Below are 15,554 nucleotides of genomic sequence, written 5' to 3'. Positions count from 1 at the left end.
TCACTCAAACTCAGTTTCGCAGAAAGCTTTTAGCAAATCGATACAATTAGTGATCGCTCCTAAATGAGCAATTTCATATCCATGTGTATTTTGGGTAGGAAACGCCAAACACGCAGCACGCCCAACATGACCAAATTTCATCGCAATTGAAGCATCACTGCCAAATCCACTCAGAGTTGTAAATTGTATCGGCATATCGAGTTGCTTGGCACTATGACGCAATTGGCCATTTAGTCCCTCATCATATATTCCATAGGCATCTTGAGATAAAAGTACAGGACTTTTACCATCTTTAACAGGATATTCCTCAGATAAGGGACAAATTTCTAAAGCAATCAAGGCATCCAAACGCTGATTTTGGGTGAAAAATAGTGCCCCAATTGCTCCCACTTCTTCTTTTGCTGAGGCTACTAAATAAACATCAACTGTCGGCTGTTTCAGATTTTCAGCCAAAGCTAGCAAAATCGCCACAGAAGCTTTGTTATCCAAAGTGTAACCAGCGATATGATCCTTTAATCGAATTGGACGCTTGCGATGTTTGCCAATCACCATCCTGGTTCCAGGTCGAATACCAGCTGCTTCTAATTCAGCAGATGTCAGCTTCGTTTCAATCCAGGCATTTTCCCACTTCACAGTAGTATCTTCCTGCTGGACTTTTTGGGGTGATTCGTGGGAAACGTGGCGGGAACCAAAGCTGAGAATACCGTGAATGGTTTCGTTATCTCCGATTAAATCTACAACTCCTTCGCCATAAACCCACGGGAAAGAACCGCCGAGTTTGCGGACTTCAACACGACCTTCATCACCGAGACTCTTGACAATTGCACCAATTTCGTCTTTATGTGCTGTGATGGCGATCGCTCGGTCTGGATTTTTCCCTGGAATCTTGGCAATAATATTATCGGCGCGATCGCACCACACTTCTACACCCAGCGCCGCAAATCGTTGCATTAACAACTGGTTAATTTCGGCTTCTACACCACTAGGAGAGTGGTGCATGATTAGTTCTTCAATAATTTCAAATAAGCGATCGTAATCCCACATCAATACAGTTAGTTTAGTTTTCGACTGTTATATGAGACAATTGTGCATCAACAACCCGACCTGCTGACCTTTTTTGTTGACGCTTCAGCACTCCTACCGCACCAAAAACACCAAGAGCTAAAATTCCCAAGTTTATCGCAGGTTCAGGAACAGACTTAGCCTCAATTGCCGCCAGTGCAGCGTCTGCTACTAACTTATGAGCACCTGTTGTTGGATGTACAGAGTCAAAGAACAAATAATCGTTTGGTTGAGAACATACACTGATGATTGTCTGGAAATTCCCTACTACACAAGGGTTAGTCACATCTTTAAACCCAAACTTCCCTGGATTTGCTTGTACTTGATTAAATAGGGAAAACACATCCACAGAGATCAGATTCAAGTCAGAGTTTTTAGTAAATTTGTCTAGTTCCTCTGCTAATCTCGTGTTATGGTCATTTGTTAAGGCAGTCAAGTTGCTAGAGAGACCTGTAGCGGATGCAAAAGGAATCTTGCCTAAATCAGGCAAGTTAAAGACTAAAATATTTTTTGCACCGGATGAGGCAAGTAACCCTACTGCATTTGATAAATTCTGGACTGTTTGCTTTGCATTCGTAGCTTGACCAAACACATAATCATTTGCACCTCCCCATACAGCATAAAGGGCATTTGGATCGAGCTTCTGATTGGCTTGTATAATAGGTTGCGTCAACAAGGCGACTTGCTCTAATACTCCCGGTAACGGTGCATTCGGAACAACAGCATTGCCTTGACCAGAACTAGCACCACCCACAGCAAAGTTAATACCTTGGTTGGGAATAGTAGGATTTAAAGTAATGTATGGAGAGGGTTTTAATCCTAGCCGATCTCCAAGGTAGTCTACCCACACTCGATCGTCGGAAAAACGCCCTTGAAAGTACGGTGGATTTTGGGGAATGGCTGTTGTTGGAGCGACTAAACCATTAGTAGCAGCGAAAACATTGCCAGTATCAGAAAGGCTGTCGCCAAATACATAAAATTTGTCAAAACTCGCAGCACTTACTCTGAGCGGCAACATGAAAGATAAGAAAACAAATCCTGCTGCTACAGCTTGTTTTTTCATATTTGTTTTACCTGCATTATTTTTTAGTTTGTTTAAAAGCAATCAAAAGGCGAAAGTCTGACAACTTGTCTTTACTAAGTACGTCCAATATTAAGTTAATTTACGTTATTTTACTTAACTATGCCTCAAAATTTCATGAAACACGGGTAAAAACGCTGAAAATACTTAGATTTACATTTTCTTGATGAAAAACAGGTCTATTAGAAAAAAATGGTCAAATTTATATGTTATGGCGTGGGAATTGCACACTTTTATGCTTGCGATCGACTAACTGCGACAGAATGGTGCAACCCTTCCTCTTCATAGCTTTAACTTTGCTTTAATTTCAAAGCCTCAGTAGCCGATACACCCTCACCTTGACTGCCGAAATACCACAAAGCCGTAGCAGCCTCAGCACGAGTTACTGATTTTTTGGGTTGAAACAGAGTCGTATAACCAAACACCCGGCGAATATTCGATTGTTCGCCATTCTGGTAATCAGCCAACACTGCTCTTAAAGCCTTGGGGTCAATTCGGGCTGCGTCTTGAAAACCCCAGGTTTGTTTGACTGTATCTAAGTTAGCAGAGGGTAAAGCTTGGCGAGTATCTAAGGGTAATTTCCACAGTAGTAACTGTTCCCGCGTTAGGGGTGCATCAGGACGAAATAAAACTGCTGTAGAATCTCCAGACAAAGGACTAGGAATTAACCCAGCTTCGGCCAATCCCTGAATTGCAGGAAAATCAGGGTCTTTTGCTGACACATCACTAAAAGCTGGTTGAGTACTTTCTGATGCCAAACGAATCTGTTTAGCTGGATTGTTGGCATATACAGCATTGTTAGCAGCAATTAGCCAACGGGCATATTCTCGATGTGTAACGATTTTACTGGGTTCAAACTGATTAGTTGTGGTAGTAGAGTTGCTCTTAGTTGTCTTTGTTTCTATAGATAAAACACCTAATGCAGCCAAGTCCTGGATATGTTGCTGCCATTCTTGTGGTGCCTTATTCAGATCGTTGAATACCTGAGATTTAGAGGTGGCTGTAGGGATTGTTTGGTTATTAGCTGTGCTTGGTGGCTGTGCTGCCGAATTTGTCGGTGGTATTGGACCGATGAACTGTGAATTTCCCGGTTGAGGAACGGCGTTAGCAGTTTCGTTAGGATTTGTAATTGAAGTAGGTTGTGCTGTTGCAGTACTATTCGGTACGTAATCAATCAGTAATTCAGTGGCTGTTTGGGGTTGATTGGGTGTGGTGTTAGTAACTGATTTGGGCTGAATGGAAACCTTTAACAGCAAATCGCTGCGACGCGCCTCAAAAGCCCCTCCGGCATCATCTGTCGGCTGTTGCAAAACCTGCCAGTTATTTGTTTGAAACTGGCTGCGATAAAAGCTAGCAATAAAGTTACTAGGGTCAGAACTTAACCAACGAGTTGAGATTTTGTTTTCTGAGCCGCTAGCAGGTGTAACTTCCTGTAGCTTGGCATTGGAATATAAGGGTATATCTTTAGGAAAATCAGCTGGTAACTGAACAGTTGATTCATTTTGCTGTGCTTGCGGTTGGTTACTCTGAGATTCTCCAAAGACAACTGGATTGCTTTGCAGTTTTGGATCTGCCGCCAAAGATTCCTCAAGGTTTTTGGCGACAGGACTATTAGCACAGGCTGTTAACGAAGTGAGTATAACAGCCCAAATTATTAGAAATACTGCTGGACGTTTACAGGGAAGCACAGGAAATCACAAATTGAGTTTCAATTCCTACCCTAGCGCAGACTGTCCATTAAATGGGAATGAGGCATGGGACATGGTTATCCTCCTTTATTCCCCTGCTCTCCTCTGACTCTCCATATCACTAAAGGACACTACCGACTTACTACGTCTTCTTCCTAAATGTCTATTTTGGTGATGATGTCTCTAAAAATGAGTAAACGGTAGCAAAAGCTACCGTATTGTCTTCGTTTTACAGCCATTAGGTTTTGATAATTCCTATGCTTATTTATAGAGTTCCCTAAAATTCTGGAAAACTAACATTTTTGGGAAAAAATATAAATAAACCTGAAATCATTGCTAGATAAGAGTTTTATAATTTCAGAGTTCTTAGTCAGGATTTTAGTATTTAGATAAGAGTCACCAACTATAGGACTCATATTTGATTGCGTGAAAAAAACTCAGTATAGCTTTATTCCTTCTTCCCAGTCCCCAGTCCCCAGTCCCCAGTCCCTAGTCCCTACGATTAATTCAGAAATCAAATCAGATTGCTATACAAACCGAGCGATACTAGATTGTGAACCAATCTTTTAGAGAGTTATCTAAATATCCAAGTTGTAGAGTAGATAACTGCTCAAAAAACAGTTTAGCTAGCAAAAGCTTAAATCTACTTCCAGATGCACTAGTTGTAACGCGATGCCTACGCCAAGCAACTGAAGTGATAGACTTAGAATAAAGCTCCCCTTAGCCTCACCCAAAGAGGGGAATAGATCGAGTTCACTAACACTGGCTGACAATCGATTCTGAAAATTATTCATCTGACGATGGCAATGTGAGTCAGGCAATAGCTGAAAAATGCCAGTGTTAAACAATTCCAGTAACTTAGCGTAAGTTCGTTATTCTTGACGATTGGGGTAATAGGTAAAGCAGTCAAGTGTCGCAGCAGTTTCTTTAGTATCTCTAAATTAATTTTCTGCAGAAAATGCTACTTGTGCTGTAGTCAAGAATTACTTGACAGCCTCGAAAGCAGTGAGTGCTTTCTCTAAAAGTGCGTAGTTTCCCGCCGTAGGCATCGCCTCTATGTTATCCAAAACTTTCCCTCAATCAACCCATCCCCTGTTATTCTTGGATAGGGCTGTGCTTCTTTTAGGAAAGCTGGAAGGTGCGCTTCGCAAGTTATAGAAATAGTACATAGTTGGCTTTGGCTGTTTTTCCCAATCCTAGTTAATGATTGGCTTGAGGCGAAAAAGACACTTCATCAAATGCACTGGCGGTTGAAAAAACCTCTACAAACTTGGTCTGAACAGTTAACACCTTCCTGATAGATTAGATACAATTAGCATCTGTGTTTTCTTGGGCGATCGTTTGCTCAAAGCGAGTATTCAAATTGACATGGTGCTGGACTAGCCGATTTGACATAGTATTAAACCTTTCACCTGCTGGCTCTGGCGAAAATTTTTGATTCAGGGCAAATTAAGACTTATATTCAAGAGGCTTGGGTGTTTATTGGAGATGAAGTTCACCAAAAGGCAGCAAAAGGCAGAAAAAGACACGTTTGATGTCAAAAACGCAGATCGGATAGGAGTATGAAAATCTAAAATAGATATTAAGAAGAAAAAACAACGACCATCGACAACCGTCAGTCCTTTTTACTTTCTGTAAAGCGTCACCGGGTTGTTACCAGTGCTGAAACACGATTACATGCAAGTTTCCCAGGATCAGCCTATTTATTCTGAGGCTCCACTCCAGCTGTTACTGTTTGTCGATGGACGTCCCAAGTCCCGTCAACAGGTGCAGCGAATACGTGCTTACTTAAAAGAGTTGCAGGTTGAGTATAGTTTTGAACTTCAAACTATTGATGTTGGTCAACAACCTTACTTAGCAGAACACTTTAAATTGGTAGCAACGCCAGCTTTAATTAAAATTCACCCGGAACCACGGCAGGTTTTGGCTGGAAGTAATATCATAGCGCAATTGAAAAACTGGTGGCCTCGCTGGCAAGCCGCTGTAGACGCCTATTTGAAATTACAGGAAGACTTACAAGAACGGATAGACGATAATGCTAGGGTGACATTACCCAAATCTACTATCCGTTCAGTTGCTGTTTCTGCCGAACTGATCCGACTCTCAGACGAAATTTTTCGCTTAAAACAGGAAAAAGATAACCTCCAAGAGCAGCTACAGTTTAAAGATCGGGTGATTTCGATGCTGGCACACGATCTCCGCAATCCCCTAACTGCCGCCGCGATCGCCATCGAAACTCTCCAATCTAACTACAATTTAGAAACAGGCCAATTTCAGCGCCTTAAACCATCCTTAACGGCGCATCTATTAAAACAAGCCCGTAATCAAACTAAGATCATCGATCGGATGATTGCCGACCTTTTGCAGGTAGGTCGGGGCAAAGATACTGAGTTTCGAATTTTACCACAAAAATTACAACTAGGTAAACTGTGCTTAGATGTACTAGAAGAATTGTGCGATCGCTACACCGCCAAATCCCAAGAGGTCGAAACAGATATTCCCAACGACTTACCTTATGTATATGCTGACCCAGAACGCATCCGGCAAGTGCTGGTGAATCTGTTGGATAATGCCATCAAATACACCCCAGAAGGTGGCAAGATTAGCATCGCCGGATTACACCGCACTACCCAAAAAGTTCAGTTTAGTATTGGCGATACTGGGCCTGGTATTCCTGTAGAGAATCGCGATCGCATCTTTGAAAACCACTTCCGCCTGCAACGGGATGAAGGTACAGAAGGTTACGGCATTGGTCTTTGTCTATGCCAACGCATCGTTCTGGCACACTATGGCCAAATTTGGGTGGATTCTGCCCCCAATAACGGAGCATGGTTTCACTTCACACTGCCAGTTTATCCTTCTTAGGTAAGGATATTGACAAATGACCAATGACTAATGACAAATGACAATTAAGAACTTGAGACAAAGCGATCGCGTCCCCCGGCCTTTGCTTGATAGAGTGCTTTATCTGCCAGCACGATCAACTCTGAAGGTGAAGATTCCCAAGTCGGGACAACAGTTGCCACACCCATACTGAGAGTGACGTGCTGACTCACCGCAGAACCGTCATGAACAATTTGCAAATCTTTGATTCCCGCTCTAATTGCGGCGGCGACATGAAGTGCGCCAGATGCAGGAGTGTATGGCATAATCACAGCAAATTCTTCTCCACCATAACGCGCTACTAAATCCCGATGTTTTTGTGCCTTAAGGCTTAAGACAGCACCCACCTTTTGTAAACATACATCCCCTGCCGGATGGCCGTATTTATCATTATAAAATTTAAAAAAGTCGATATCACACAAAATCATTGACAAAGGAAATCCCTCTTGTGCGAGATTAATCCATTGAGTATTGAGATAATCGTCAAAGCGGCGACGATTAGCTAACTCAGTTAAGCCATCTACATTGGCAAGGTGATGCAAAGCTTCGTTTGCCGCCTCTAACTGTTTGTATACTTGTGCTTGCTGTAGCAGTCGACGCAACCGCTGGCGTAATACAGGCCAGTGAATTGGCTTAGTGACATAATCAGTCGCTCCCGCTTCAAAAGCACGGTTTACAGATTCCTCATCGTCCAAGCATGTGATCATCAAGATGGGAGTGCGCTCCCATATCTTGGACATGACCGTATTGTTAAGAGTCGAGTCAGTATCAAAGGTGGCAAGGGCTGAGATTAAATTATTCCTAGCAATCTGGAGCAAGTGCTTACAGCAGGTAAAGCCATCCATCACAGGCATTACAGCATCTAGCAAAACTATATCCGGTTTGATAGTCTCGTAAGCATCTAAACATTGCTTACCATCATTGACCTCGACTACTCGATAACCTTCTTGTTCCATTGCTTTACGCAACAATACCCGGATGGTCTTGTCATCATCAGCCACTAGAATCAGTGGTGGTTGCTTAGAAACAGAAAATGGGCTTATGCCTGACATGAGTTGCCTTCCACTTGCGGGATTATCCTGAAAAAGGCTGTGCAACTCAATTGCATGGGGGCGATCGCTATTTTCATCAATGCCAGGATTTGCGGCAAAGGCGTGTCTGGCTTCACAATCAACTGTTTTTTGACAATGGACTGCCCAATGTTGTCGGGCCAAGCAAGCGGTAGATAAATAAGTTGCATAGACAATCTGTAATTTGAACGCGAAGGCAATTGCTGCCTTTTTGTTCAGCGATGGTTATGGGAGAAAATGTTACTTTTATATTTCCCTATTGTTAAAGTCAAATTACAATTTTTTTGAGAATTACAAATACACACCCTAATTATTTAGTTATGTAGTTAGTTTATAAACCCAGTGAGACAAGGAAAAGCAATCGCTAAAGTCCCCTTAGAAGATAGCTAATACTAAATACTAATATCACCTGACTGAAATTTATTTAGTCTATCCGACAAGGTTTGCTGAGGTTTAGTATAATTACATAAGATTGAGAGAAAACTTAGTGCAAAACTTTATTTTCATGTGACTTCATAACCCTTTCGTTCTAGCCACAAACCGTCCAAAATTAAAGTTGACTACACAAACAAGCAAAAGTTCTTCCAAAAACCATTCAAACCTATTGACATTCGCTAAATCTTTAAAATGCCAGACTCATTAATGTACCAGCAGGATAATTTTGTTGTTCTAGAAACAAATCAACCAGAACAATTTATGACATCATCAGAGCTATTAGAAAAGCTCAAAATAACTCTTCAACAACTCATAATTCAAGATTTACCGCCTGACTTGCAAAAGTTTAATACTGTAGAAACTCAAGCCCAATATTTAATTGACACTAGTTGCGAATTAGATATTGGCCCTGGAAAATATTTACAGTGGTACGCAGTTCGTTTAGAAAAGTAACTTTTTGGTAAATGTAAATGTTTAAGAGAATCCCAAAAAAAATCTTAATAAAAAATTTCTGACTACCTCCCCGACTTTTTGAAAAAGTTGGGGAGTTAAATCTTGGTTAAAGGAATTCTCCAAAAAGAATAATTACTAATTCATAATTCATAGTTCAAGAAACTGTACAGTAATCCACACTGCTCATCAAAAATTCCGTGGTTAATAAGAGCATGGAGCCTACAGATACCACTAATTATAATTATGAACTATTAATTATTTTGACTGTTGCAAAAATATGGGTAACAACAAGTCATAAAGGTATGAAATTTGGGTAACGATAATTTTTGCTCTTGACTATTGACTACTGACTAGTGATTCTTTTTGAGTATTGATTAGCGCTAGCTCAATTGTATTTTCAGATGGCTGCGTTATTTGAATTTCCAAACCAGGGCCAAAATAATTGGTCATTTTTTCATGCTTTTTTTGCCACACATCAATCGGTATTAGCGGTGAATCAAATTCTAAAATTAGGGCATAGCTCCCATTAACTTCCGTTTCTCGTATCCCTGTCACTGTTGGCCGCTCCTGGTCAGTGGGACTCAAACCCAGAAAAGAAAGTGTTGTATCTAGATGAGCATCTTGACCGTAGCAATATCGGGTGATGTCTTTGCGAATTTTATTTTGCGTATCAGTTGCTTGCTGCTGGCGCAGTCTCAATGCTGATGGTGACGTAGTTTGGGTAAATGGTACTGGCTTAAGTTCATTCGCTTTTAGTGCCAGTCCTCCCAATAGTAGAGGAATCCCGTAAAAAAATCCGACAAGATTGAGTGTGGCATTATTATCAGCATAGGCGACAAAGCCAATGATGGTTAATATGCCGCCGATAGTTAGACCGAGTGTTCCCAAAGAGATTTGGCGTAGCATGAGCTTAAATTAGGATAAAGTCTGAATACCTTAGTTTTATTATCATCGGCTATGAGCAACAAATTAGGAAAGAACATTGTCACCAGGTGCTAGTGTTCAACTAACCCTAAATTGCCATATTAAGATGGTTAGAAACCGCACGCCAGTTGCTCAAGAGTGGGAAGGGAACACACCAAGAGCGAATAAGTCAGGCATTGTCGCTCAAAACACTGGCTTCGTTTAAACGAGACTTTATCCACCTTTGTCTTTGTGGTTTTCAAACACTCAATTTATCCTTAGTCCATATTCGCACAGCATCACGCAGGGAAGGCAAGTGGCACTAAGTTGACTACTAAGGGTGTATAGTGTCCCAGAATATTAGATTTTGCGTTAACTTTAAATTTAAAGGTAGCTAAAGATAGGAAAAAAATAATGGATATACAGACTATAAAAGAACGAATTGTCGCAGTTCAAAATAAACGCGATTACTTATTAAGCTTACTGGAGCAACCAAACCTGGGAACTTTGAGAATAGATGTAAATCAGGCTTTGGAAGAACTGGATGAATTAATTGATGAATTTACACGCACCATTCCGGCAGAGTAAAAATTATTAAAATTTACGTCGGTTTAACCTCAACTTCCGGCTAGACCGACGTTCTTCAGTAGTATCATGTCTTCAAATCCCCAAAATTGAACTAAGCTTGAGTTGGCGAAGCAATAATCACTGGATTATTTATCCTGCCACTGAACCATCTCCTGCACGCTGACCTAGCTGCCTAACCAAGGCAATAAGTTCGCTTGTAGGTACATCTTTCTTGCAAACGTTATCAAAGCTAGACATTGCCTTTTGCCCATGAAAATTTACGTCTTCCACTGAGGAGTAAGCAAGTATCTGGGTGTTCGGAGATATAGCTTTAATGTGACTGGACGCACTCCAGCCATCCATGACTGGCATCTGTAAATCTAGAACAATTACGTCAGGATGGCAACGTTTAACCATTTCTATAGCTTCTTCACCATTACTGGCTAAACCTACTACTTGAATATTTTCCTGGCAAGAAAAAACCAATTGTAACGTTAAACGAGTCAGTTCGTGGTCATCAACTACTAAAACACGCAAGGTAGAGAGCTCGCAGGATAACATTAACATTGACGGGAAAAACAAATTTATTCAGAGTAACCCCTCCAGTTTATGAGAACAAGTGCCAGCACTGACTCTATCCTATGGTTGAATAACTTGTGTGAAGCTATGTAAACAACTTAGACAACTGCTCAAAAAATTCAATTTTTCCAAAAAAAACTAATTTGAGCTAGTTGTCAAGGTATAAGTAACTTATTTTTTTATCAATCAGGTTGGGACTACACCAGTTGAGCGTAATGCCATGTTCATGAGAATTTTTTGTGAATTAGCTTCTGGAGAATCATCATAAGGACGCCGTTGAATGTAAGTACCATCAGCTTGTAATTCCCAAGCTTGGCGATTATCTGCGAGCATAATTCCCATAATTTCTTGCAAATCTTTAGCAATATCTGGATCTTTTACTGGGGTAATTACTTCGACTCGGCGATCCAGGTTGCGGCGCATCCAGTCAGCACTGCCAATATAGATTTCCTCCTGTGTATTGTTATGAAAATAATAAATCCGAGAGTGCTCTAAAAAGCGACCAACAATACTGATGATGCGAATATTTTCACTAATGTCTTTGATTCCTGGGCGTAAACAACAAACACCCCTAACAATTAAGTCGATTTGCACTCCGGCGCGGGAAGCTTCATATAAAGTGGCAATAATTTCTGGATCGACTAGGGAATTCATTTTGGCGACAATCCGTCCAGAAAATCCATTTTGAACATTTTCGATTTCGCGGTGAATTAATGCCAAAAAGCGATCGCGCATATTCACAGGCGCAACCAGCACTTCTCGATAAGATTTTTGCAGGGAATACCCAGTTAAGAAATTAAATAAATCTGTAATGTCAGCACCCAATTCTTCACGGCAACTAAACAATCCTAAATCTGTATAGAGTCGTGCTGTTTTAGGGTTATAGTTACCAGTCCCAATATGTACGTAGCGACGTATCCGGTCTTTTTCGCGCCGTACCACCATGACGGTTTTACTATGGGTTTTTAGCCCGACTAAACCATAGACAACATGAACTCCAACTCTTTCTAGGCGTTTTGCCCAGTAAATATTATTCTCCTCATCAAATCGTGCCTTTAATTCCACCAGCACAGATACCTGCTTGCCATTTTCAGCAGCGGCAATTAAGGCGTTGACGATGGGCGAGTCACCAGAAGTCCGGTAAAGGGTCATCTTGATGGCTAAGACATTCGGATCGTAGGCAGCATAGGTAATAAAGCGCACAACTGTAGCCGAAAAGGATTGATAGGGATGGTGTACTAGTAAATCCTTTTCTTGAATTACAGCAAAAAAGTCTTTTCCTTCGTCTGTCTCCAGCGCATCTGGGTCTAAACTCGGTTCTCTCAACCTTTGCAGGCGTAACGGTACAACAGATTGGCGTGGTGGATCTTTGAGTTCCGGCAATGGTAAGGACATAAAGTACATTAAATCCCGCAGTCCCAAAAGACCATCTACCTCGTAAACATCACTTTCTGCTAATTCCAAATCATGTAATAATCGCGATCGCACTATTTCTGGAGTCTGGGATTGAATTTCTAGCCGGACTGGACTTCCACCCAGGCGCCGTTTTCGCAATTCCTGTTCGATCGCTAACAACAAATCATCTGCTTCATCTTCTTCTAAGACCAAATCGGCATCACGGGTAATGCGGAACGGATGATATTCTTGAATGTTCATCCCCGGAAATAGTGATTCCAAGTTATGAGCGATCGCCTGTTCTAAAGGTACTCCAGTCCAATGGGCAGGTTTTTCGCTATTCTGATCTCCCAACTCAGGCGGTATCGGTAAAAATCGTGGGAGAACACTAGGGACTTTGATTCTGGCAAAAAATTCTTCTTCGGTGTCTGGGTTCTTGACGACAACAGCCAGATTCAGACTGAGATTAGAAATAAAAGGAAAGGGATGACTAGGATCGACAGCCAGAGGAGTCAAAACTGGAAAGATTTGTTCCTCAAAATAGCTGTTGAGATGAGTCCGCTGCTTTTGATTTAAATCTATGTAATTCAGAATATGAATGCCATGATTTACTAGTAAAGGACGAAGCACTTCCTCAAAATGTTGGTGCTGTTTGTTGACATGGGGAGTGAGGGCAGACCTAATATCGTCTAGCTGTTGTTGTGGTGTGCGACCATCGGGAGTTAACAGGCTAACTTTTGCCTCTACTTGTTGCTTTAAGCCAGCAACGCGCACCATAAAAAACTCATCTAAATTAGAGTTAAATATTCCCAAAAACTTAAGACGTTCCAGAAGTGGGGTGCGATCGTCACAGGCTTCATGTAATACCCTGGCATTAAATTCTAACCAGCTTAACTCTCGGTTAAGATAATATTGTGGATCGCTGAGATTGATGGGGGTAGCGCTTTTTTTAGATTTTGCCATAATGACCTAAAGGCAGTCAGATGTAGCCCATTCAACTGGGGGACAATAAATATAGTAAGTTAAATGGTGCTTGAGGGTAACGCTAAGGCAATTTTTTGCTGCGCTTACGATCTACCTCGCTACTGGGAAAGGACAGACATCATAACTTTCAAAAATCTATTGGTATTTAAATAACTGTAGTCAAAGACTCAAAAATTAACTTGTGTAGGCACGAAAGCCAACATTCCTAAGAAATTTTTGGGTGTTTTGCGCGTAGGCATAGCCCGTCGTAGACATCGCCTTGGCTATCTTCCAGATAACCACCCTAACCACCTAACCTATAACTAGATTTTATAGCCGTTTTCAATTTTATGGAATATGGTGTTGGCGTATAGTTATCTGCCCTTTGAAAATATTGCATCCATACAATAACTGCGATCGGACTGGGATTCAAATCGTTGCCCACAGCATATTACCTATAAAGATGCACTTAAGATTTAGCAAAGATATGACATAGCCATATCTGACAAGTTTTAACGAATTATTAAGCAGTATTTACAGAGTATTGGAGTGTTGTAAGCAGTCTAAAGGCTTACCTCCAATCCTTGATGGATTTGGCTTTCCAACATCAAAAATTTGGTAATCATTACTACAACTTTTATACAGGCATTTATTATGCATAAGCCTGACTGCAACTCTATTTTTATAAGGTATTTGAAGCTTTTATTCAGAGCTACACCAATACTTCCATCTATTAGTTTTTTTAATTTGTGACCTCTGCAATTTTAAAAAATTTCAGTATAATCTCTGAGATATTTCTGGCAGGCAATGGTTATATTGATAACGTAAAGAAAAACAACACGGGGAGTTTGTTAATCATGAAAATTTCTGCGATCGTTAAAGGAAGCATTTGTCTGCTAGGTTTGGTTGGTGTTGGTAATATCCTGGCTGCACCAGCAAGTGCAGGACAAGCTTCTGCTCGTGGTGCAGTTACAATAGTTAGACCATCAGGTGCTTCTCTCAGCGTCAGTGGTGAGTTGGTTGCAGCTCCAGGTACAGACTTTACCGCACTAGATGTTGTCGTTAATGGTAATTCTGCTCCAGGTACAAACCAAGAAGTTGTCACAGGTCTCACATTAACTCCAACTAGTGCGGCATCTTCAGTCACACCTCCCACCACAATTTCAGCAGCTATTGCAGCAGCTATTGCAGCCAATGCTCCTACAACTGTTGAAGATTTAGCAACCCTTGTCAGAGCAGCTGGTGTTGGTGGCGGTTTAGAGTAGATTGAATTTTTGCTTCGTAAGTACTTACAAAAATTTTAACAACTGACAGAACAGTTGAATAAATTAATAGATCATAGGGAGGAGAAATAGCAATGCTATATCTGTTCCCTATATTTATTTTGTGGCTCAGATTCCCGACTTTTTCAAAAAGTCGGGAATTTTGTTATATGGGTCTTTCGTAGAGAGGCATAGCTAGAGTCATTGGTGTCAACTAAACGTGAAGGCTGGTAAGCAAGAATGCTTTGAGACATTATCTTGTTCCTAGTCTCTTGACTGGAAAGGCATATTTTGTCCACCTCAAGTATTGAGGTAGAGCCGCAATGACAAGCATTTCCAGCTAGAGACTGGAAGCGAGGTTTTAAAAGGTTTTACGTTTAAACTCAGTAAAGGCAATTCATGAATTGCCCCTACTGAAAACTAGGATTTTAGTCCTTTATTGAATTGCCATCTAACTCCTCATCAATCCTTTACATAGCTTTATTGATATCAATATAAACCCTGAAACTCTCACTAAATATTGAATAGAGAGCTTGCGTAAAAATACGAAGCCTCAAAATGTCCATTTTTCACAAAACGCTCCCAACAAAGGTTTTATATTTTTATACACTGAAAGAATAAAAGCCCAATAATAAAAGGTTCTGCCTCTACTTTTGCTAGTCGAGGTTAATTTTGCACTATCAAGCAAAATCTGGAAACAAGCTAAGGCGAAGAACATGAGGAGTTCATAAAACATGAATAGCTTATCCCAAAAATTACCTATAAGTCTTCGAGGAAGTATCTGTCTATTAGGCTTAATAAGTGTAGGAAACTTTTTAGCCGCACCAGCAAACGCACAACAAGCTACTGCTAGTGGTGCTGTTACTCTTATTAGACCTTCTGGCACTTTTCTCAGTGTCAGTGGCGAGGTAACTTTACCTTCTGGCTCTTACTTTAACGGAGGTGTAACAATTTCTCCTACTTATGGAGGTATCGCAGGTGGAAATGACGAAACGATAACTAGTCTGACTATAAGCCCAGGATTAGTTCAAACTACTACACTCTCTAACCCAAACTCATTTATTGATACAACAGCAAACTTATTAAAAAATACTACTTCTGTTGAAGATTTAACAACTGTAATCCGAGCAGTCGGTGGTAATAATGGCTTAGGTGGTTTAGATTAAACAGAATTGACAAATTATAAACCTTATATCCCTATATTATTTGAGAA

12 protein-coding genes and 1 pseudogene are annotated in these 15,554 nt (G+C 40.8%); 5 read left to right on the top strand and 8 right to left on the bottom strand.

Annotated features, from left to right (window positions below):
* From RMZ95_RS17570 to RMZ95_RS17560, 3 genes are all read right to left on the bottom strand, one after another.
* Window positions 1-1,044: a M42 family peptidase gene (locus RMZ95_RS17570; RefSeq protein WP_322686692.1), complete on the bottom strand. Its 1,044-nt coding sequence runs from the start codon at window positions 1,042-1,044 to the stop codon at window positions 1-3.
* A gap of 13 nt (window positions 1,045-1,057) precedes the next feature.
* Window positions 1,058-2,125 (bottom strand): SGNH/GDSL hydrolase family protein, encoded by a 1,068-nt coding sequence (locus RMZ95_RS17565; protein ID WP_322686693.1) that lies wholly within the window; start codon window positions 2,123-2,125, stop codon window positions 1,058-1,060.
* A 308-nt stretch (window positions 2,126-2,433) separates the two neighbouring features.
* On the bottom strand, window positions 2,434-3,831 hold the full coding sequence (locus RMZ95_RS17560; RefSeq protein ID WP_322686694.1) for an S-layer homology domain-containing protein: 1,398 nt from the start codon (window positions 3,829-3,831) through the stop codon (window positions 2,434-2,436).
* A gap of 1,659 nt (window positions 3,832-5,490) precedes the next feature.
* Here RMZ95_RS17560 and RMZ95_RS17555 point away from each other — a divergent pair.
* Window positions 5,491-6,696: a histidine kinase gene (locus RMZ95_RS17555; protein ID WP_322686695.1), complete on the top strand. Its 1,206-nt coding sequence runs from the start codon at window positions 5,491-5,493 to the stop codon at window positions 6,694-6,696.
* A gap of 44 nt (window positions 6,697-6,740) precedes the next feature.
* On the opposite strand, the gene RMZ95_RS17550 is transcribed toward RMZ95_RS17555, so the two are convergent.
* Window positions 6,741-7,766, bottom strand: a complete 1,026-nt coding sequence (locus RMZ95_RS17550; RefSeq protein WP_322669859.1) for a PleD family two-component system response regulator — start codon at window positions 7,764-7,766, stop codon at window positions 6,741-6,743.
* Window positions 7,754-7,954: a hypothetical protein gene (locus tag RMZ95_RS17545; protein WP_322686696.1), complete on the bottom strand. Its 201-nt coding sequence runs from the start codon at window positions 7,952-7,954 to the stop codon at window positions 7,754-7,756. The genes RMZ95_RS17550 and RMZ95_RS17545 overlap by 13 nt, the downstream gene beginning before the upstream one ends.
* Before the next feature lie 457 nt (window positions 7,955-8,411).
* Here RMZ95_RS17545 and RMZ95_RS17540 point away from each other — a divergent pair, with 457 nt between their 5' ends.
* Entirely contained in the window at window positions 8,412-8,672 is a 261-nt protein-coding gene (locus tag RMZ95_RS17540; RefSeq protein WP_322669736.1) for a chlororespiratory reduction protein 7, read from the top strand.
* Between the two features lie 336 nt (window positions 8,673-9,008).
* On the opposite strand, the gene RMZ95_RS17535 is transcribed toward RMZ95_RS17540, so the two are convergent.
* A complete protein-coding gene (locus tag RMZ95_RS17535) occupies window positions 9,009-9,578 on the bottom strand; it encodes a DUF2854 domain-containing protein (RefSeq protein ID WP_322669735.1) in 570 nt (189 codons plus the stop codon).
* 411 nt (window positions 9,579-9,989) lie between these two features.
* On the opposite strand from RMZ95_RS17535, the gene RMZ95_RS17530 reads away from it, so the two are divergent.
* A complete protein-coding gene (locus tag RMZ95_RS17530) occupies window positions 9,990-10,163 on the top strand; it encodes a hypothetical protein (RefSeq protein ID WP_322669734.1) in 174 nt (57 codons plus the stop codon).
* A gap of 129 nt (window positions 10,164-10,292) precedes the next feature.
* On the opposite strand, the gene RMZ95_RS17525 is transcribed toward RMZ95_RS17530, so the two are convergent.
* Together RMZ95_RS17525 and ppk1 are read right to left on the bottom strand one after the other, a co-directional pair.
* Complete coding sequence (locus RMZ95_RS17525) at window positions 10,293-10,709, bottom strand: response regulator transcription factor (protein ID WP_322669733.1); 417 nt, start codon at window positions 10,707-10,709, stop codon at window positions 10,293-10,295.
* A gap of 160 nt (window positions 10,710-10,869) precedes the next feature.
* Window positions 10,870-13,079: pseudogene (gene ppk1 / locus RMZ95_RS17520) on the bottom strand (polyphosphate kinase 1).
* Window positions 13,080-13,936: 857 nt separating this feature from the next.
* On the opposite strand from ppk1, the gene RMZ95_RS17515 reads away from it, so the two are divergent.
* Together RMZ95_RS17515 and RMZ95_RS17510 are read left to right on the top strand one after the other, a co-directional pair.
* The gene (locus RMZ95_RS17515; RefSeq protein WP_322686697.1) at window positions 13,937-14,344 is read left to right on the top strand and encodes a hypothetical protein; all 408 of its coding nucleotides are present in this window, start codon (window positions 13,937-13,939) and stop codon (window positions 14,342-14,344) included.
* Window positions 14,345-15,075: 731 nt separating this feature from the next.
* A complete protein-coding gene (locus RMZ95_RS17510; protein WP_322686698.1) occupies window positions 15,076-15,507 on the top strand; it encodes a hypothetical protein in 432 nt (143 codons plus the stop codon).
* The last annotated feature ends 47 nt before the right edge of the window (window positions 15,508-15,554 follow it).

Origin of the sequence: Nostoc sp. DedQUE07 (genome assembly GCF_034530975.2) — a bacterium.
Taxonomy (GTDB): domain Bacteria; phylum Cyanobacteriota; class Cyanobacteriia; order Cyanobacteriales; family Nostocaceae; genus Nostoc.
Note: the sequence above shows the minus strand (reverse complement) of the source record. Positions and strands in the feature narration are given on the sequence as shown.